21 protein-coding genes are annotated in these 18,898 nt (G+C 44.5%); all 21 read left to right on the forward strand.

Annotated elements, in window-relative coordinates:
* Positions 1–624, forward strand: coding sequence for a hypothetical protein (locus QUW60_RS02065; protein ID WP_289558260.1), 624 nt, complete (start codon positions 1–3; stop codon positions 622–624).
* On the forward strand, positions 621–2,228 hold the full coding sequence (locus QUW60_RS02070; protein ID WP_289558261.1) for a hypothetical protein: 1,608 nt from the start codon (positions 621–623) through the stop codon (positions 2,226–2,228). The genes QUW60_RS02065 and QUW60_RS02070 overlap by 4 nt, the downstream gene beginning before the upstream one ends.
* An 820-nt stretch (positions 2,229–3,048) precedes the next feature.
* A complete protein-coding gene (locus QUW60_RS02075) occupies positions 3,049–3,600 on the forward strand; it encodes a phosphoribosyltransferase (protein WP_289558262.1) in 552 nt (183 codons plus the stop codon).
* A gap of 19 nt (positions 3,601–3,619) precedes the next feature.
* Complete coding sequence (locus QUW60_RS02080) at positions 3,620–4,225, forward strand: JAB domain-containing protein (protein WP_289558263.1); 606 nt, start codon at positions 3,620–3,622, stop codon at positions 4,223–4,225.
* A 232-nt stretch (positions 4,226–4,457) separates the two neighbouring features.
* Positions 4,458–4,655, forward strand: a complete 198-nt coding sequence (locus tag QUW60_RS02085) for a type II toxin-antitoxin system HicA family toxin (RefSeq protein ID WP_289558264.1) — start codon at positions 4,458–4,460, stop codon at positions 4,653–4,655.
* An 87-nt stretch (positions 4,656–4,742) separates the two neighbouring features.
* On the forward strand, positions 4,743–5,150 hold the full coding sequence (locus QUW60_RS02090) for a hypothetical protein (protein ID WP_289558265.1): 408 nt from the start codon (positions 4,743–4,745) through the stop codon (positions 5,148–5,150).
* A gap of 130 nt (positions 5,151–5,280) precedes the next feature.
* A complete protein-coding gene (locus QUW60_RS02095; RefSeq protein ID WP_289558266.1) occupies positions 5,281–6,159 on the forward strand; it encodes a DUF4747 family protein in 879 nt (292 codons plus the stop codon).
* Complete coding sequence (locus tag QUW60_RS02100; protein WP_289558267.1) at positions 6,149–6,679, forward strand: hypothetical protein; 531 nt, start codon at positions 6,149–6,151, stop codon at positions 6,677–6,679. Before QUW60_RS02095 ends, QUW60_RS02100 begins: the two co-directional genes overlap by 11 nt.
* Positions 6,680–6,716: 37 nt before the next feature.
* Entirely contained in the window at positions 6,717–7,832 is a 1,116-nt protein-coding gene (locus tag QUW60_RS02105) for a putative phage abortive infection protein (protein ID WP_289558268.1), read from the forward strand.
* Between the two features lie 61 nt (positions 7,833–7,893).
* Positions 7,894–9,021 carry an HIRAN domain-containing protein gene (locus tag QUW60_RS02110; RefSeq protein ID WP_191764730.1) on the forward strand — a complete coding sequence of 376 codons (1,128 nt, stop codon included), beginning with the start codon at positions 7,894–7,896 and terminating at the stop codon, positions 9,019–9,021.
* A gap of 480 nt (positions 9,022–9,501) precedes the next feature.
* On the forward strand, positions 9,502–9,759 hold the full coding sequence (locus QUW60_RS02115; RefSeq protein ID WP_289558269.1) for a hypothetical protein: 258 nt from the start codon (positions 9,502–9,504) through the stop codon (positions 9,757–9,759).
* Positions 9,756–9,959: a hypothetical protein gene (locus QUW60_RS02120; protein WP_289558270.1), complete on the forward strand. Its 204-nt coding sequence runs from the start codon at positions 9,756–9,758 to the stop codon at positions 9,957–9,959. The genes QUW60_RS02115 and QUW60_RS02120 overlap by 4 nt, the downstream gene beginning before the upstream one ends.
* Complete coding sequence (locus QUW60_RS02125; protein ID WP_289558271.1) at positions 9,946–10,185, forward strand: hypothetical protein; 240 nt, start codon at positions 9,946–9,948, stop codon at positions 10,183–10,185. Before QUW60_RS02120 ends, QUW60_RS02125 begins: the two co-directional genes overlap by 14 nt.
* A gap of 247 nt (positions 10,186–10,432) precedes the next feature.
* Positions 10,433–11,356 (forward strand): hypothetical protein, encoded by a 924-nt coding sequence (locus QUW60_RS02130; RefSeq protein WP_289558272.1) that lies wholly within the window; start codon positions 10,433–10,435, stop codon positions 11,354–11,356.
* A 5-nt stretch (positions 11,357–11,361) separates the two neighbouring features.
* Positions 11,362–11,595, forward strand: coding sequence for a maintenance system killer protein (locus QUW60_RS02135; RefSeq protein WP_289558273.1), 234 nt, complete (start codon positions 11,362–11,364; stop codon positions 11,593–11,595).
* Between the two features lies 1 nt (position 11,596).
* Positions 11,597–12,985: a hypothetical protein gene (locus QUW60_RS02140; RefSeq protein ID WP_289558274.1), complete on the forward strand. Its 1,389-nt coding sequence runs from the start codon at positions 11,597–11,599 to the stop codon at positions 12,983–12,985.
* Positions 12,986–12,996: 11 nt separating this feature from the next.
* Positions 12,997–13,818: a DUF6712 family protein gene (locus tag QUW60_RS02145; protein WP_087251681.1), complete on the forward strand. Its 822-nt coding sequence runs from the start codon at positions 12,997–12,999 to the stop codon at positions 13,816–13,818.
* Positions 13,793–14,590, forward strand: coding sequence for a hypothetical protein (locus tag QUW60_RS02150; RefSeq protein WP_289558275.1), 798 nt, complete (start codon positions 13,793–13,795; stop codon positions 14,588–14,590). The genes QUW60_RS02145 and QUW60_RS02150 overlap by 26 nt, the downstream gene beginning before the upstream one ends.
* Entirely contained in the window at positions 14,577–15,080 is a 504-nt protein-coding gene (locus tag QUW60_RS02155; RefSeq protein ID WP_258362779.1) for a hypothetical protein, read from the forward strand. The genes QUW60_RS02150 and QUW60_RS02155 overlap by 14 nt, the downstream gene beginning before the upstream one ends.
* A complete protein-coding gene (locus QUW60_RS02160) occupies positions 15,073–15,624 on the forward strand; it encodes a hypothetical protein (RefSeq protein ID WP_270665126.1) in 552 nt (183 codons plus the stop codon). The genes QUW60_RS02155 and QUW60_RS02160 overlap by 8 nt, the downstream gene beginning before the upstream one ends.
* A 57-nt stretch (positions 15,625–15,681) precedes the next feature.
* Positions 15,682–18,882: a hypothetical protein gene (locus QUW60_RS02165; protein WP_289558276.1), complete on the forward strand. Its 3,201-nt coding sequence runs from the start codon at positions 15,682–15,684 to the stop codon at positions 18,880–18,882.
* Positions 18,883–18,898: the final 16 nt, after the last annotated feature.

The following is an 18,898-nucleotide window of genomic DNA, read 5'->3' on the forward strand; positions in this document are numbered from 1 at the left end:
ATGCCATTACCCGCAACGATTGATATTGCCAAAGAAAACCTCTTCGCCTCGGTCGACGAGATGCGAGAGCGTAACATTCCCGAAGTCATCCAGCAGCGTCTGCTCCGGCTTCGGGACATGTATAATTACTGGCTCCAGTACCCGCGCATACGGGAACAGGAAATAGTGCTCGAGCTTCAGAAGCGATACCAGATACAGAAGTCAGCTGCCTACGAAGACATCCGCATCATCAAATACCTGCTGGGAGATTTGAACAAGGCCACCAAGGACTACCATCGCTACCGCTTCATCCAGCGCAACGAAGAGAGTTACGAAATGGCCAAGCGCATGAAGGACGCCCGGGCGATGGCCGCCTGTGACAACTACTACGCCAAGTACATGCAGCTCGACAAGGAGGATGCCAAGGATTTAGGCTACGACAAGATTGTGGTGCAACCCTTCCAGCCGGACAGCGACCCGACGATTATCGGAATCAAACCGATACCGAACATCCGGCAGCGCATTGCGGATAAGATTAAGCAGTACATGAATGAGGATGTCCAGGACATCCAGTTTGAGGATGCTGACTTCAACGAAGACGACATTTTCAATCCTAAAAAATCACAGGAGGTACCCGAACCATGAGAGAATACTTCCATGACACCCAGCAGCAGGTCCTATTCACCCCGGCAAAAGACATAGTACTTTGTGCCGGACGTGGTTGGGGTAAAGGTCCGATTCATGCCGCCATCAACCTGCGCAACATGCAGCGCATGCCAGGAAGCATCACCGGATTTGTGGCGGCCAACTGTAAGCGTGCCCTCACCAACACCATCCCGTCCATGCTGATCCACTGGCAACGCTGGGGATTCAAGCGCGACGTACACTGGACTATCGGCAAGAAACCGCCGAAGTCCTGGGGATGGGGTGAACCTATCTTCCAGCCTGACAACTGGGAGAATGTCATTTCCTTCTACAACGGCTCGATAGGTTACATCATCAGCCAGGACCGTTCCGGAACTTCCAACTCCTTTTCACTGGATTACCTGGACATCGATGAAGCAAAGTACATCGACTTCGAGCAGCTGAAAGACGAAACTCTTCCGGCAAACCGTGGTAACAAGCAATATTTCGGCCATCACTACTTCCACCATGGCATGCTGATTACCTCCGATATGCCGGTCACAAAGAAAGGTTCCTGGTTCCTGGACTACGAAAAGAAATGCGACCCGGAACTGATTGAAGTCATCCAGGCGACAGTACATGAAATTTGGCGGACAAAGAAACGCATCCGCGACCTTCAGGCTAAATCAGAACCCGTTCCTTTGTACCTGAAGGACTATCTGCGCACCTTGAACCGTGACGTATGCCGCATGGGTTCTGTAGCTGTTCTGTACCGCGAGTTCTCCACGATTGAGAACATGCAGCTGCTGGGTGAAGCATTCATTAATCAGATGAAGCGTGACCTTCCCCCACTTACCTTTCAGACGGCCATCCTGTGCAAGCGTATCGGTATCAGCAAAGACGGCTTCTACTCCAGCATGACGGAAGGGCACAAATACAATGCAACTGACTTCAGCTACCTGGACAGCTTGGAATATCAGTTCGACAAAATCAAGGAGCCTTCCTGCCTGATGGATGCTGACCTCGATAGGGATAAGCCCATCTGCATCGCCTTTGACTTTAATGCCAACATCAACTGGCTGGTAGCCGGCCAGCCGGACCGGAACCGGCTGAAGGTAATTAAGTCGTTCTGGGTAAAATACGAACGTAAGCTCGAGGCCCTGGTGGATGACTTCTGCAAGTATTACCGACACCAGCGACACAAGGAAGTGATATTCTATTACGACAGTACGGCCTTAGGCTCAAACTATGCGGTCAATGACGAAGACTTTCATTACGTCATCGAGCGTGCTTTCCAGGACAGAGGTTGGGAGGTGCGTTCTGTCTATATAGGTCCCCCGATGAAGCACATCGAGAAGTGGCTGCTCCTCAACCGTATGTTTGCCGGAAAGGCTAAACTCATCCCCTTCTTCAACGAACAGAACAACGAAGACCTGCTTATCTCCGTGCAGACTGCAGGCGTGTACAACGGCGGCAAAGACAAGCGGGGTGAAAAGCTGGCAGAGACAGAAGAAGACCAGCTTCAGGCGAGAACAGACGGTTCGGATGCGTTCGATACGCTGTGTATCGGCTGCGAACGTTTCCCCCAGATGACATTCGACATGTTTGTAACATCCTCTATGTAGTTTTCAATAAGCTAATTAGTTTTATTCTTAGGGTAAGCCCTGATGACCGTGCAGATGGTTGTCGGGGCTGTTTTTTTGTGCGCGAGTTGGCGTGTACCGTGCGCGTAGAAAGGTGTGCCGTTACATATTCCGATTTTCGAAGGTTAACATCTGTTAACTGTGGCGTAGGGCGGTGGGGGGTCGGATTCCCGACGTCCGCATAAAATGCGGTGTTTGGCGGGCGTATTCGTTTGATTGTGTGCCGTTTTCGTTTCGGATGGCCGGAAAATCCAAGCAAACACCCCTGTTTTGGCCTGTTTTTTCAGGCTAATCTACTGGCTCACAATCTGCTGGCGCCCGGAAAATTCAGAGAATTTCCCGGGTAACAAGGTAGAAAGACACTCGGTAGTCTTTCTGGGCTGGAGATAGCGTTCACGCAGCGGCCCACCCGCCCCATTGCTTTCCCTACTGGCGGTATAGCTAAAGCTATGTATTGTTTGACTGCTCTTCTGTTCTTCTCTTCGGAATTTACATCGGTGTCACCTCTCACTGCCGGTTACGCCTTTTCATCACTGCAAAGGTAAATATTGCCTGCCGTATGCCAAGTTCAGGCGCTGTTCACTGTAAAAATCTCCACCCTTCCAGGGTAGTATTCAAGGCAGGGCTTTACGGTGAAAACTTGTCTTTCACGGCTGGCAACACCTTTTGACGCAGTGTAAAAGGCGAAACAAACCGACAGCGAAAGGCGACGGAATAAAAAAAACCTCAGAGAAGGAAGAGCAGAAAAAAGGCTCACTACCTCGGCTCGAGGTTCAAGAATAAAACTCCAAAAACTACCGATATGAAACCCTTTACCGAATCCATGCTAAACCAGTGCAGAAAGTACATGTTCAACTTCTTTGACTACCTGCCCACAAAGTATCAGGCCAGCGCAAGAGACTGGCAGGTGAGAAAATTCGTGTGGGCATTCAAAGACGGCAAATGTGCCGTTTCAGCTGCCCAGCTTGTCGCAAAGAAAATCCGCGAGCAGTTTGGCACGTCAGCGAGTGACATGGTGTTTGTCTGTATCCCAGCCAGCAGCCAGCGGAAAAATGAAATCCGATACAGAGAGTTTTCGGAAGAAGTGGCCAGACTATCGGGAGCGGTAAACGGATACAGCCATATCACGGTAGAGGGTGAACGGCTGGCAATCCACGAAAGCAAGTCAGGGAAGCACGTAAACGACGTGCAGGTAATCAACTTCGACAAGGAGTTTTTCAAAGATAAAAAAGTGCTTGTCTTCGATGACGTGATAACCCGTGGTTACTCCTACGCTCGTTTTGCCTGCCACCTTGAAAGTTTTGGCGCATCCGTTATCGGTGGAATGTTTTTAGCGAAAACCTTATTTGTCTAACAATTTAATAAACAACATTATGAAAGATTTATTCGAAATTTGCGGAGAATGCCGCCACTTGAGCGACGCAGAAGTAGTTTATCAGCTTACCAACAACAAGGAAACGAGTAATCAAGTGAACGCCATGTTGGCGAACGGCGGAAATGTGTCGATAGAAGACATCTACAACCTGCTGACACCAGCACGCAGGGAGATGGCGTTGGCTGTCATTGAATTATACAAGCGAATCAAAGAACGGAAAAACAACTACAAGCGTATAACTTCCAGCGCAGATGTTTACGAAGTGATGCTTCCCTACATGGCAGACCTGAAAGTAGAGGAATGTTGGGTTATCTTCCTGAATCAGGCAGCCCGAATCATCCGCAAACAGCGTATCTCAGTCGGAGGGCTGGCGTCTACTCAGGTAGATGTAAGAGTGATTTTGCGTGAGGCCCTTTCTTGCAGTGCCACATCCATGATACTCTGCCACAATCACCCGTCAGGTAATTTTCAACCAAGTAAGGACGACGACCGCCTGACACATGCCTTGCTGGAAGCGGGACGAATTATGAATATCAGGCTTCTTGACCACGTGATAGTAACGGATGGAAGTTATTACAGCTACGGGGACGAAGGCAGGCTGTAGGGGCTGCAAATGGCCGTAGCAGCGTTTAGGGAGGTGGGTAGCGTCGCGGCCGCCCGCCGCCCGATTTTGCCTGCTGACACAAGCAAAATCGGGCGGCGGGAAATAAGGTATTTACTTTTTCTACGCCTAAAATCGGCGATAATAATAACTATTTTACTATTATTTTACCGTTTTCATTTGTAGATAATAGTAAAATTACTATCTTTGCACTGTTGAATTAAAACAGTGATCTATGAAGACAGTGAAAGTTTCAGCAATTCTCCAGAAATTGCAGGATGACGGATGGTATCTATCGAATCAAGAAGGTAGCCATCGTCAGTTCAAACATCCTGTCAAGAAAGGAAAAGTAACCGTCAACGGTCATCCTTCAGACGATGTTTGGGGATTTTTGCTAAAGAGTATTGAAAAGCAATCAGGGTTAAAATTTTAACCCTGAGCGCTTGCTCTAATAGATTTTTAATTCAACATAGGCGGTCTTAATAAGACCGCTTTATTTGAAAACTTAATACAATATTATATGGATAAAGTTGTTATCGAAACCGCACGTACTGAAAACGGATATAGTGGTGCATGTGAATTGCTCCCTGGGTGGATTGTAGCTACTACTGGTGATTTTGACAACTTTAAAAAAGAGGTTGTCGACAGCATCCGCTTTTATGTAGATTGCGCCAAAAAGGACGGAGATGAATATCCTGCGGTCTTTGATGGAGAATATGAGCTTGTGTACAAATTTGACGTGCAAAGCCTATTACTTTATTATCAGGGTATTTTCTCTTTTTCTGCTCTACAAACTATTACTGGAATAAACCAAAAGCAGCTTGCACATTATGCAGCAGGCAGAAGCAAGCCACGCCCTCAACAGGCTGAAAAAATAGCCAGAGGGTTACATAATCTAGCAAAAGATTTAATGTCGGTCACTGTTTAATTCAACACTTTGCTTTGACTGAGAGATAGAAGGAGCCTCTTTGTAGGCTCCTTTTTTTATCCATTTCTTTGTCTGATTCTGAATATTTTGTAAGTTTGTGACTATTAAAATAATAATAAAAATTATAGTTATGGGCAAAATAAAAACAGCAAAAAGACAAACTATTTGGAATGTTATCAATATCAAATCACGCGGCATCCAAACCCCACAAACCTATATCCATGCTTTTGAATGCTTGAAAGAACAAGACCCCTTGATTCAACTAAGAGGTAATCGACACATGAGTATTAAATCAATGTCTCAAGGCTCATATATAGAAAAAGAAGGGTACACCCGATCCATTCTTGTAAAATTAAGTGCATACGACATATTAGATTCTGACAAATTTTATAATAGAAGAAGTAAAGAAAATGTATCTTTGTATTTAGATCCTGACATTGTTGCCAATGAATCTGAAATAGAGCTTATTTTCGTTCCTAAGATTCATCGCTTTGCAATGCCAAAGAGCAGTAAAATTTCTTTGAAAAATGTGCTAAAATACTTCCAGGAAGCATTGGATAAGACAATGGGAGCCAATAGTTTTGATGTAACCATTGTAAAAGATAAAGACGTTATACAACGTATTTTTTCTTCTTATGCCATTTATTCAATTGAAGCAGATTTCACCTACTCTAATCGGGATCCATCCCAGAATTTTCAGGCTGTGTTTGATCAAAAGATTAGAGAAATGAATCCGACTCAGTTTAAAATGAACATAAAAGGAACAAAAGACCAACCACTGGAAGCTCCATCAGACGGATTAATAGAAGCCGCTGCTAATATGTCTGAAAGTAATGGATATATTAAGGCTCGTATCCGTGAGCAAGCAGGTGGAAAAGTTACAACTATCAATACAGAACGTTATCCTTTAAATATGCAAGTGAATAACGCTGGAGATGATATATATACTGCAACTTATAATGAACTAATAAACAGATTTGGTAACGAACCAACAGAGCATGAGCAATAAAAATAGTTTCTTTGGATGGACAGCTGTCTTTCAGCTTTATACGCTGAAAGACTTTTTAAGAGATTCTATATATCCGGTCATATTCTCTGCTATTGTAATGGCTTTAAGCATAATCTGTGATATTGAATCTTACACCCTTTTAGGTAAGACTCTAAATATCGGACTAACCATTGTCCCTGTTATGCTTTCATTACTTATAGCGGCTTATGCCATATTACTATCTATGTTCTGCTCAAATACAGGAAAAACAATAGCAAATCAAAATGGAGGAAAAGAATTACTGGATGAACTCAACTCTGATTTCGCCACAAGTATTTTTGCTTCTTTTATAGGAATCCTTTTCTTTATTGGCGGATCATTAATTCACCAACTAAAATTTGATTTTATATACGCTGATTTCGTCAATTATAGTGCTCTTTTTTTATCGGATTACCTACTGTTTTTTTCTGTCTTCATTTTAAAAGATTTAGTTATCGGTATTTTTAACATCGGACGAGTTGCTACACATTTTCAAGAATAAAAATTTATAGCTATAATTTTTATAATGCATTAATAATATGCGGAGATTAATAAATTGGATTAAACACAATCCTATACTCTCCATTGCTTATATCTGTGTTGGAATAGGATTGCTCATTTGGGGAGGATTCTTATTACTTATAAACAAGACCTATAACGTCGGTGGCTGTTTAACTCCTGAGGAAATGGCTCAAACCGGACAGGTTGGCGATTTCATTGGTGGAGTTATTGGCTCTGTTTGGGCTTTAGCCGGAGTATTCTTGTATTTTAGTGCTTTAAAATTACAACAGCAAGAACTAAAAAGCCAAAGAGAGGAGATGGCAACTAGCCAGAGACTCTTGGATCAACAACTATTTGAAGGTACATTCTTTAATCTATTAAAGGCTCAAGAAAATATAAGGGACAATATAAAAGCTCAATTCCCCAAAATTGAGTTTAAAGCATTTTCTTTATCTGTTAGTCAATATGAAGTTTATGGTATTAACTTCTTCAATATTGCTAGAACAGAATATCAAGCTATATACAACTTTGTAGCATCCCATGAGTATAAAGGAACTTCTATTCATGGTATAAATGAAGATATTGAAAATCAAATAGGTTCTTTTTACGATAAGTTTAATGATATTATTATTAATGAAGAATTATGGGATACTATTAAATATTATGCATATTATGAATGTTTAGGTACACTTTATGGTTCAAATGAGAAAACCTTTAAGACTATTCATGAATCTGGTAATGAAAGGCAAATTTGTGCCTATGCATATTGGCTATTCTATCATCGTTATGAATATTGTTTAGGGCATTATTGTCGACATTTTTATAATATAATCAAATACATAGATGATTATAAACAGAAACTTTTATCTCAATTAAATAGTCAATCCAAAGATTATGAGAAGGAGGTCCAGACAATTAACGATAAGATTCACCATTATTTTTCTTTTGCTCAAGCCAGCCTATCATCATATGAATTAGTCATGATATACTATAATATGCTATTGTTTCCAAATGCGGAAAAATTATACAAAGAATATAACATCTTTGAAAACATGCATATAGAGAATCTCATTAAGAATAGACATGCAAGATTTTTCGAAGGCATTAAAATAAAATCAGTGAAAGATTTCAAACAGAGAATTTTCCAGAAATAGCAAAACTTAGACCTGTATATCTCAAATATAAACAGATCTTACAGATAAAATAAAAACAAGTATGATTGGATTTATCCTTATAATATTTTTAGCTGGATTTATATTTATCGCTTATTTGAAAAAATCGAACGACTCTTCAAATAACAAATCCAATGGAACGATAAGTAGCAATACTTCAAATTATGACAATAACAGAACACAATTAAATCATGCATCTAATACGCAAAAAGCTAAAGAAATACCTTCCACTGCAAAAAAAGTGAATTTTGCAGTGAAGGGTACATCCTATCGCTCTCAAGCCGATATTAATGCAGCAAGAAATGTTCGAGTAGGTGATGAACTTACTTTAATTCATGAAGCATATAATGATTATGACTCATTTGCAATGATGGTATTAACTTCCGATGGGCATCATATTGGTTATGTAGAAAAAAAGTATTCCATGTGCTTCTTTGCATATAAGGACAAAATATATAAATGTATCGTATCTAAAGTAACTAATGACGATGTACCATTTATATATGCCAACGCTTTTCTGCCTTTTGATGCACGTGTTCCGGATGATGACTTAAAAGTTCAGAAGATGACATCTAAAGAAGGGCAATACATAGGCAATGGAGTAACTGTCAAGATTACTACCGAGCGTAGTCTTGCCCATGAAACCAACCCCGATTTGGAGCTTGCTGAAAAATTAAAATATAGTGAGCCTGAAAAAGCCGTTGAGATATTTTTGTCATGCGCTGCAAATGAATCTGGACTGTATTCTTTACACCAGGCTTGCTTTTGCTATCGTAAAATGAAAGCCTATGATAAAGAAAAAGAATTGATACAGCAGATTATTGCAGTATGTAAAGACGAAGGCAAAGAAGAATACATTCCTGAATATGAATCACGGCTAAAATCTGTAGAATATTACATCAACAAACAGAATGAAAAAGGAGAACTGGACAAAGCATATTCTCTCCAAAAGGAAGGAAAATATAAAGAAGCACTTGACCTTTATCTTTTTTACTTCAATAAAGATAAGTTTGTTTTAAACTTAACTGACAGAATCATCCAATGCTATCGGAAGTTAAATGACAAATCAAATGAAACAAGGATGCTTGAATATGCTCTAAAAAATAAACTTTCAGAATCAAACAAACTAAAATATGAAAAGAGATTAGAGAAACTGAAACAAGAGCAATAAGACTTTAGGCTATCTTTAATTTCATTGATACGCTTTGCTATTTATGAATAACAAGAAAAATTAATCACACTCAGTACTCCTTAACCAGTACCGCTGTACTTCCCTGAAAGTACTCCAGTACTTCCATGGCAGTACTGAAGTACTCCTTAGGAAGTACTGAAAACATGACTGAAAGGCTCTATAAAAAGCGGAAACCATAAAAAAGTTTCTGCTTTTTCTTTTGCTATTCCAAAACAAAAACATACATTTGCAATGTCCTACATTTTGAGAAAGGCGAGATGGCTCGCCAAATAACTTTGCTGCGGGCATTTTTTATGCCCTTAGCTTTGGCTATATAAACTTTTGGTTCCGACCCCCGTGTGGAGCGTTAATGCGCCCACTGCCTTTCTCAAGGTGTAGGACAACGGGAAAGCGGAACCTTTTTTGTTTCCTTTCCCGTAATTAACCAACATATTGTTTCATTTTAAATGTCCTACAAAAATGAAAAATCAAATTGCCCTGCCTGCAAACCAGGCAAAACAAAGCCGTATATCGTTATGGCTTAACCGTGAAAATGTATTGTTCTCCTCCATCATGGAAGAGAAAGTTTCCAACCGCCAAGCTGTGCTTATTTCTCAGGCACTGGCTTCCTTCAGTATCCTAACTGGCTCCGTATTCACCCATTGGCTGGCCGCCATTGCCTGCCTCTGCTGGTTTGCCTGTTCCATCTTACTTTGCAAGAAAGGAGGTTTGCGATGACCGACTCTTCACAGCAACCTATATTCCGTGTCGATAAATACCAGGCATACGAAGAGGAAACGGTACTGTTCGAACAATACAGCATCCTCATGTATGGGAGTGAAAAACTATGCTGCACCCGCCCCGAAATGGAGCAACTAAGCAAACTTATCCAACGCGCTTTAAATGACAGAAAGGAGGCAGATCATGGCAACCGATAAAATCAAATTCGACAAATATATCCTTATCCGCTATTTCCAGGAATATCTCCCGGTGGAACAGGAAAGCGAGAATGTGATATACAAAACATCCCAGCAGATTCAGGACGAACTGTCTGAAATGGCCGACATCAGCATCAACCAGATTGCGGCCACGATGGTGGAACTGAAATACAAGCTCACCATCGGGCCCGATGGCCGGCCGGCATGGATGATGCTGCGCAGATAGACTGCGAGTTTTTAGATGATTACATTTTTTCTACATTGATAGAGTGAAGGCGTGGCGCCGTGAGGGCGCTGCGCCTTTTGTCTTTTTACCACTTTCCGAAGCCGGGTATCTTTGAGAAAAACAAAGAATCATGGTTTCTGTCACTCAAAATATACCGGAATTTGCGCTTTCTTCTCAACTTAATGAAATCGTAATCAATGCAGATGAAGAGGTTACATTCATTTTGAAGAAAAATGATTCTGTAATTTTGCAAGAATCATATACACCAGACTCCCAAAATATCATCCGGATATTGGATCTGTTCTCTCTGCTCGAATCTTATTTAATCAATGAGCCGCTCACAAATTTCACATACGAAATGATAGCGGATAGTCTGTGGGATAATTCCACAAATTTCACGGTACTGTTATGCCGTCCCATCGTCCCCTGCAGTGCTGAGGATTTTGTAGCGAACTACTTTCTGACGACCTTGACCGGACGTGACAAAATCACTTCCTTTGGCCGCACGGAAACGCTGTACCTGACGACCGGGAAACTGTCTTCCGGCGGCACAACCATCCCAGTGACGGCAGAATGTATCTTCGTAAACGACCAGAACCAACTGCTCAAGTCCACCCGTTCCTTGGGCAACGTAGCCGACTATGGCATCCGTTCCATTGATGTATCCCCTTCCCGATTCACCCAGTCCGGCTACAAACTGTTGCGGTACACCATCCTGGCCGGAGCCCGGAAGCAGACCTTCCGCGTGGACCAGGACGAACCGGAATCCATCGGACTGAAGTTCCGGAACTCGTTCGGAGCTGTCGAGACATTCTACTTCGTGGGTGGAGACACGGTCGAGCCGGAACTGTCCCGGAGTGCCGCTTATTTCGCCGGCCAATACAAGACTTATCATGTAGACGAGCAGCGCAAACACACACTTAATACAGGCTACATCCCTGAATCTATGTTCGCCCTGGCCGACGATGTGGCAAGGGCGACCGAAGTCTGGCTGATGGATGAATCCGGCGACATCCCGATAACCATCACCGAAAGCAATACCAGCCGGAGCGATGAAGACGATGGTCTGTTTGCTTTCACTGTCTCTTACATCTTCGCATCCCGGTGCCAGCAGCGGCTCCGTCTGCTTCCGGACATCTTCGACGACTCATTCGATGACACATATAACTAAAGCCTATGAACGTAATACATATCAAAGACGCATTGAGGTTGCTCGAGTCCGGGCAGCCCTGCAACCTGAAGCTGTGGAAGCTCAGCACAGGCGACATTCTGGAATACCGAGGCGCGGTGTGCGTTGGCTCCCACTGGCGCCAGGGACTTCACCGGGTCCGCCTTCCGGCATCCGGCCTAATCCGTTCTTTCCGTGACATATCCCTTTTCGAAATTAACAACATGACAATTTACCTCTAATATGGACAAGACAATCCTGCAATACGACGGCGACTTTATGCCTGGTGAGATATTCGACATCGAGGTTTCCAACGTGGCCACCGAAATGGCTTCCGTAGAAGACAGCAGCCTGGTATTCGATGAAGATGCAAATGTGAAGACTACGCCTGTTCCCGGACGGAAAGGCATGGCGTATGTCAATTTCGGTGAAGACAACCAGCTTCCGTTTAATATCATCAAGATGATAGGCATCGACGAAGTGATGAGCCAGAACAAGCTGTTCAACGTCATCACCTGTTACGGTGCCGGACTGAAGTACATGGACGTAGACACCAGACAGCCGACAACCCATCCCGAAATCAAGCGCTGGCTGATTCACAACAGCCTGCCGCTATTCCAGCTCGAGCAGGCTACAGACATGAAGTATTTCTTTTTCTGTGTGTCGGTCATCATTCTTTCCAGGGACGGCAAAAGAATCAACCGGCTCATTCACAAAGAGGCCTGCTACTGCCGTTTTCAACAGGCTAGAAGGGGCAAAATCAATCACGTGATTTATGCCAATTTCCGCGAAAACGCTTCCCTCCGTCCGGAAGACTACGAAGTCATCCGTCTGCTGGATCCGCGCGACCCACTGGGCGACCTGATGGTGCTCATGGGGCGTGAACCTGGGCGCGATGGCGAAACAAGAGTCCGTACTGAAGACCGTAAATTCGCTATCCTTGTACGCTTCCCCACACCCGGCTTCCAGTATTACCCCATCCCCTACTACACCAGCATTTTCCGGGGAGACTGGTACGACATCAAGCGACTGATTGGGAAAGGCAAGAAAGCGAAGCTCCGCAACCATGCCAGCGTAAAATACCAGGTCGAAGTACACAAGGACTACTGGAGTAACATCTGTGCGGAAGAGCATATTACCGACCCGCTGAAAAAGATGGAGCGTATCAAAAAGGAAAAGGAAAACATCAAGAACTTTGTTTCCGGAATCGAAAACAGCGGCAAGGTTTGGATTACCGGATACTACATCGACCCGAATGGCCGTGAAGTCCGGATGGTACGCATCAATGTGGTAGAGACCGGCAAGGAAGGCGGCGACTGGAGCGAAGACATTCAGGAAGCCAGCAATATCACCTGCTACGGTGACAACATCCATCCCAACCTGGTAGGTGCCACACCAGGCAAGGGACAGAATAACAACTCCGGTTCAGACAAGCGCGAGCTGTTCACGCTCAAGCAGGCACTGGAGATTCCTTTCCACGACCTGATGAACATCCCGCATAACATCGTCATCGAGTACAACGGATGGAGTGAGAAGGTGTATCCGGATGTGCCCATGGTGCTGCTCACCACCCTTGACCAGAACACCGATGCCAAACAAAAGACAGCTTCAGACCTTGAAAACAAATCCTAAAACGAATCAATATGGCTATCACATTTTCACAAGAGATTTTCGAGAAGATTTGTTCCTCTGCCACCAATTCCACGGCAGAGGTCTATGATATGATTGCTCCTCACCTGGATGACACGCTTCAAAGCATCAACTGTGTGCTGCTGGGTGATATGGCAGACAAATTAGATACTGTTCCCGGACTCGAGCAGGCGGTCACAAAACTGGTTTGTCTGCGTACCTATCAGGAGCAGATACCACAACTCGACCTGGTACTGACTCCCACCGGCTTCGGTGTGGTGTCTAACCAGAATCTGGCCCCAGCTTCGGCCGACAGAGTGAAGAACCTGCTGCAGCAAGTCACCAACGCAGCCGAAGATACCTACGACCGATGCCTGGAGCTGCTGGTCGGTACCAGCTGGGCAGATACGGCACAGGCCCGTATCAACATCCCGAACCTGATGTATACAGCCAAACAACTGAAAATGTACGTTGATTTTCCTTCAGCAGACGTACACCGTTCCAAGCTGCTCGAGTTCCGGACAAAGATGTACCAGGCAGAAGAAAAGATACGGCAGCACGTGTCGGCCGAGTTCTTCGACCACATCCTCGAACAGGCCCGGCACAATGCGTTCACCAAAGAAGAGTCTGCCATGGCCGACTACATGTGCAAGTTCATCGGCTTCTGCATCGCAAAGAACTGGTCGGCAGCAAAGAGCATGCTGGAACGCATCGAGAACTACGCGGAATCCAAAGTAGAGGTATTCACCAGCTACAAGGACTCCGAGGCCTACAAAGTCAAACATTTCCAGACTTACCAGAATGAAAAGAATGATTCCACATACTTTTGGGGGTAGAATACTCGACTTCCAGTTCCCCACTTCCTGGCAGCAGCTCAACCAGGAACAGCTTCGGTACGTATTCCTGGTCATCACCCTGTTTTCTCCGGTCAAGGCTAAGACTTACGTCTTCATGCGCTTCACCGGAATCCGTGTCCGGAAGCGAGTGAAAGAAGGATGGCTTTGCACCTTCCGCTTGAACTGGCACAAGAAACTGAGGTTCATCCTTCAGGACTGGCAGGTGCGCAGTTTCCTCCGGCAGATTGATTTCATCTCCGAGCCCAACGCTTATCCCGTCCGGCTGGACAGGATAGGCGGTCGGTATGCCATCGATGCACTGCTACACGGCCTGAGCTTCGAAGATTACCTTTGTTGTGAAAACCACTACCAGGGCTACCTGTATTCGCAGGACGTTTCCCAACTCAAAGCCCTATATGGTTTCCTTTACAAAAAGAAGCCGGGTGTCAGAGGTTCACTGAAAGCCGCCTTTTCCCGCATCAAGGAATACGAACTGGTTTCCGTATTCCTCTGGTGGGGAAGCATCAAACTGTACTTCGCTTCCCTTTTTCCCCATTTCTTCCAGCCGTTCCACCAGAGGACCGACGTTGATCAGCCGGAACTGCCCGACCTGATGGGCGCGATGAACGCCCAGATCCGGGCACTGACCGGTGGTGACGTGACAAAAGAAAAGGAAGTCCTGCAGATGGACTGCTGGCGGGCCCTGACCGAACTGGACGCCAAAGCACACGATATTCAAATACTAAAATCAAAACAAAATGGACACAAGTAAATTCTTTGACGGCCATGCCTACTTTAAAGAACTGACCGAAAAGAACAAGCTGGCCAAAGCCAACTCATTCTTTCCATGTTCCTGCAGCGGTATCAATTCACTCCAGGATGTACTCGACAATTTCCGGAAACAATCTGCTTTCGTCTGCGTCGACGATACCAACGACGCAGCTACCGAACAAATCGGAGGCGGCTGGTTCAAAAAGCGCACCTTCACAGTATTCCTCCTGATTCGTTACCGCTACGACGACATGACCGAGCGTGCGGCAAAGCTGGACATCTGCCGGCAACTCTTTCGACAGTTCCATTCCCGCATGATCCGTGACAAATACATCTACGAAGACCTGGATTTATCCTTCCTGAATGTATCCCGCATCTACACCCGTGAACTGGGTGAATACTTTATTTCCGGATGCACCGGCCTGTACTTTATGGTCGAACTGACCGAACCTACGGATTTATGTTATAAGGAGGACGAGTGGAATGGCTAATACAGACACTAACAGGCCGGCAGCCACCGATGAAGACCGCAGAAAATATCAGGAAGCCTGGGCAGAAATGATGGTGAATATCTGGCGTGAAAAGATTGAGAGGCTGCACGTCATTAATACTTACTCGCTTCACCAGCAGATACGCGATAACGTCATATCTGCCACCGACTCGGTATCCACCATCCAGCACAAGTTTCTGGAGTACGGCATATACCAGGACATGGGTGTCGGCAACGGATATACCAAAGGTAACGGCGGTGACTTAGAGATATTAAACCCGGTTTATCGTGAGGAACACGGGTTAAATGTACCTCGCAAAGTTGGCCCTAAGCCCGGTGGATACTATACATCCGGCAATCCGCGTAAACCTCGAGAATGGTTTTCCCGCCCCTACTTTGCATCCATCATGGTACTGAAGGAACAGATGGCCTACATGTACGGCGAAGAGTTCTGCGGTTTGCTTGTCGATAAAATTGAGGAAGCAAACCACAAACGCAGCACTACTCTCAAATCACGTTTATACGGAACGCACAAACGTAAATAAAACAATGTCTTTTTGAAATCTAACTCGGTAAGTTTACTTCGTAAAAAACTCAGAATTATGGCAACAAAAACATTCGAAGAATTAAAGCAACTGGCCATCCAGATTCGCGACGAAAAAACAAACAAACAGAACACAGCCACCCGTGTAGGCACGGCAATGCTGGAACACATAAACAAGCTCGAGCAGGATTACTACGACAAGACAACAATCAACAACCGAACAAGTGAGTATAACGTATCAATAAATCATCCGACTTCCGGTATATCCAGTTCAAACAAATACGACCTCTCAAGTGCGATTGCGCAAGTTCCGGCAGAACTTAGGTCTTCTGGGCTCACTGTTAGCTTCCTTAATTCAGACGGTGATACTGAGAAATGGGAGTTCGGCGGAGGTTCCTGGGCGGCTGGTAGTTTTGAGCAGGTAGGGGCTGGGAAACTTACTGAGTTAGAGAAAAAATTGGGAAACAATGATAATGCCGACAAGATATTGGGGAAAAAGGGAACTGCAGAAACGATACTTGACACAGCCATCAACGCCTCTACCGGCGAGGTCATTTCATCAGCCGCCTGGAAATATTTTTCCGCTGACGTATCCGGCTACGGAAAGATCAAATGCACTGTCGGTTTCTCCGCCTCAGATTCTAACATCGGTCTTGCGTTCTATGACGGGGAGGATGCGTATATTAGCGGATATTATAAGCTGGAGAATAGAGGGTATGAAAAAGTCATGCTTGTCATCCCGGAAAACGCCAAGACAGCAAAATGGAGCTGGCTGGACAACGGAGATGAACCATTTAAATATGACGGAGAATATGAACTTATCCCTATACCTTCATTATCAAGTGATTTAGTTTTGTATAAAGAAAAAACGCTAACAGAGTTTAATGATAATGTTTCCAAAGTTTTAGAAGGCCTTAATTCCGAAAATATTAATGGTACAGCTAATCTTATAGATAACTACGTTGTGAAATACGAATCAGGTGAATTGATTAGTTCTACTACTTGGAAATCATTCTCTGCAAATGTTTTAGATTATAGAAAAATAAAATGTAAAATAGGTGTATCTCCAACCACTAATGTAGGTATAGCATTTTACGACAACGAAGATGTTTATATAAGCGGATATGGAGAAAATAACAGTGCATATTACATTGATGCCGAACTTGACATTCCTAAAAATGCAAAGACAGCTAAATGGAGTTGGCTAAAGACAGGTAATGAAAATATGCCATTCGAATATAATGGTGATTACGAACTTATCCCCAAACCCGCAGTCAGTTCACGGTCTGTGTCTTACAGGAATATGACACAGGAAGAATTTAATATGGAAGTGGAACGGAATCTGGACGAATTGTCCGGTTTTACAGGCAGCATAAACAATATCGAAGGTGTTGTAGACCATAATACAGAAAACCTTCTTGATCCTGACGGGACGGAGAAGACTTTCTATGACGGGGTAAATTCGTTCAGCCCCCCGAATGAAGGCTATGAGCTTTCCAACCGCATAGACGCGGCTGCGGGAGAATGGTTCACGAGAACAGGCACGGCTACCGGGATGATCGTTGTAACAGATTCAGAAGACAAGAACGGCCAAAGACTGACAGGGGAAGGAGGGGCAACATTGGGAAATTCCTTCCAGATACCTCGAGAAATGTCATGGGTGCGCTATATAAGGATAGCCGTACAGGTTGCAGGAGCTAAGGACGGAAGCGTGGTCATATGCAGGGGAAAGCACGCATTCACCGGAGAAGAGCGTGGAGATTACATAACCGTCCCTTCATTGAGGGTTGAAAAGAGGAATCTGGCCAAAGATGTAGCATACTTGTCCGCCCCGGACGGCACATACTGGGAATTGTACATTGACGGAAACCATTCCCTTCAGATTCGGGAAGTGGATCCGGATGTAATACCTCCCAGTGAGCTGCCGTCTAATTGGGATGAAATCAAAGTAGAAGGTTCATTCAACGGTTTCTTTGACAGGTTCAATATAATGACCAAGGACTTTCTCATTGACATGAATCAGAATGGACCGGTCAGGGTCAAGCCTATAGTTCCATCTCTGACCAGCGAATACGATAACTTCGAACACTTCTATACACCGGAGAACAAGGAGCGTTATGTTGTCGCCACCAATGAAGACGTTGCCGGAACAGGAAGCAAGTACATTACCATATTCGATGAGAACTTTAGCATCATAGACAAGAACATAGGAATGACAGGCAATGCCTCAGGTATTGACTCGCATGACTTTATCTACATATCTGACACTCACCTGATATTGCTGAACAGCATGAATGCCAATGTCAATATAGGCGGTGCCGGCATGAAGAATATAAGAGGAGCTACAATACAGGAAATTGTGAAGCGGAACGGAGAATGGAAATCTGTGGGCTGGTTTGCCGTAACCGACTATCCGCAGCTGTGTACAGACGCATTCGGAGAAATGGGAGATGCCGTAGACAGCCATCCCAACACGATAGGCCTTGACTACGACGGCAATCTGATTCTGAACATGAGGAACTGGGACACTTGGATAAAGATCCGGCGTGTGGATAACGGCGACGGGACATATACATTAGGTTCTGCGACTAAGGACTACAGCGAGGCTGTGATCGGCCGTGTCGGAGGAAGGCATAATTCGGCCTACATAGATGCTAAGCGCGTGCTGGGTGAAGGCTTTTCCTTTACGGACATTCCTTCAGGCCTTACAGAGGTCTCTTCGGACGAATGGGAGGAATGGCAGTTTTTCCACCCGCATGACGTGAAGTACTGGGGCATGAAGGAGATCGGCAGTAAAGAATATCCCACATACACAATCTTTGACAACAACTATTGGACCGGAAACTCATACGTTCCCAATGCCTTCAATTCGGAGAACAGAAGAAACAATCACGGCAACAACCCCCAAGGAGGAAACTACAACTACTACAATGAGAGTTTAAGTTCAAATGCCAAATATAAGGAACGTACAGTATCAAGAGTTGTCCAGATGTCTATCGATTGGGAAAACAAAAAAGTCGTTGACTATAAGATATACGTTCTTCCTCAGATGTATTCCAAGGAACAATGCGGAGCGACCATGTATGATGAAGGCATACTGAGCATTGCGTACAGCTATAATGGAATGTGGGGGCTGTGGAACTTCAATGAAGATTCAGACATTTCAGGACATGTATACAAGGGTGCCAAGATGCTTTTTCAGGCGCAATACAGCAAGCACAGAACCTGCTACAGAGCCAATACATACAAATTAAAGTAGGCTCTTATAGATGGTG

Source organism: Bacteroides gallinaceum (assembly GCF_030373775.1).
GTDB classification, from domain to species: domain Bacteria; phylum Bacteroidota; class Bacteroidia; order Bacteroidales; family Bacteroidaceae; genus Phocaeicola; species Phocaeicola excrementipullorum.